This is a genomic window from Mesorhizobium ventifaucium, assembly GCF_935822925.1.
Classification (GTDB): domain Bacteria; phylum Pseudomonadota; class Alphaproteobacteria; order Rhizobiales; family Rhizobiaceae; genus Mesorhizobium; species Mesorhizobium ventifaucium.
In genome coordinates, this window is sequence record NZ_CAKXZS010000057.1 from 1 (window position 1) to 1,118 (window position 1,118).

At 62.7% G+C, this 1,118-nt stretch carries 1 protein-coding gene; it reads right to left on the bottom strand.

What is annotated here, in order from left to right:
* Positions 1-1,049 (bottom strand): ISAs1 family transposase (locus tag NMG70_RS30350; protein ID WP_254027892.1); only part of this gene is annotated, 1,049 nt, incomplete at its 3' end.
* Positions 1,050-1,118 lie beyond the last annotated feature (69 nt).

Genomic DNA, 1,118 nt, shown 5'->3' on the forward strand with positions numbered 1-1,118 from the left:
CAGGCGCATTTCTTGATGCGATGGCTGATAGGAACGTTGGGAGCATCAGCGGCTTGAAGGATGTTTCTGGCGAGGCGCTTGAGGAGGGCTGTGTTGGCGGGAGCATTGTCCTTGCGGGCACGGCTGAGATCCTCATCGAAATGTACATCGAGCATCCAATGCAGGCCGTTCTCGATCAGCCAATGAGCTCTGGTGAGGTCGAGCGCCTGCTGCGGCGACAGAAGCGTGGAGGCCATGAACAGGCGCATCAACGGCTTGGTCTTGTCGCGTTGGCTGGTGATGCGGATGAAGGCCCGGTGGCCGGGCATCAGCGGCTCGGCCGCCGATACGATCTCGGCTTGCCGCCACTCGTTGCGGCCGTGGCTGGTCTCGGTGCGCTCGGCAATGGAAGGAGTGGCGTTGGCCAGTTGCAGGTTGGCACGGTGCAGCCAGTGACGGCGGTTTCCCTTCAGCGCAAGCAGGTAGTCGCCACCCCTTTGGGTGATGGCCGCAGCCATGCGGGTGTGGCAGTGGAGCGCGTCGGTGGTGATCAATCTGCCTGTAAGATCAATGAGTTCGATGACCTTAAGCGCAGCCTCGACCTCGTTCTCACCATCGCTCGGCGAGACTGCCGCCAGACACAGCCGGGTCTCGGCGGCGAAAGCCGACACCGTCAAGGGCGGACTGGCTGCCAAGCCCTTCTCGTAGGCCCGCCGCAACGCTTTGCCGTCGAGCGACACCACCTCAGGCCCCTCTTGGCCGGCTCGTGCAAAAGCTGCGGCAAAGGCGGCGAAGGCGCGACCGAAGGCCTCCGGGTCGAGCAGGCGCAGCAGCCGCGAGAAGGTATCGTGGCTGGGGGCTGCGTCATAGTCGATCAGCCGCGACAGCGCCTGCTTGCGCTCTTGCGCGAACAGGGCGAACTCCGTTGCATTGCTGGCGCCACACAGGCTTGCCGCGATCATCATCACGATCAGATCGCCAAGCCGGTGCATGGCGTTGGGCGCGCGTGGATCAGGCACCGCGCCAAAATAGCTCTCAAGGCAGGAAATGGCAGTCGCTCCTTCGCTCAACTGCCTCTCCAAAGAATCCTTTCTCAGCCTAAACTCAACCCCAAAATCGCCATATGCGATTCCCCTGCC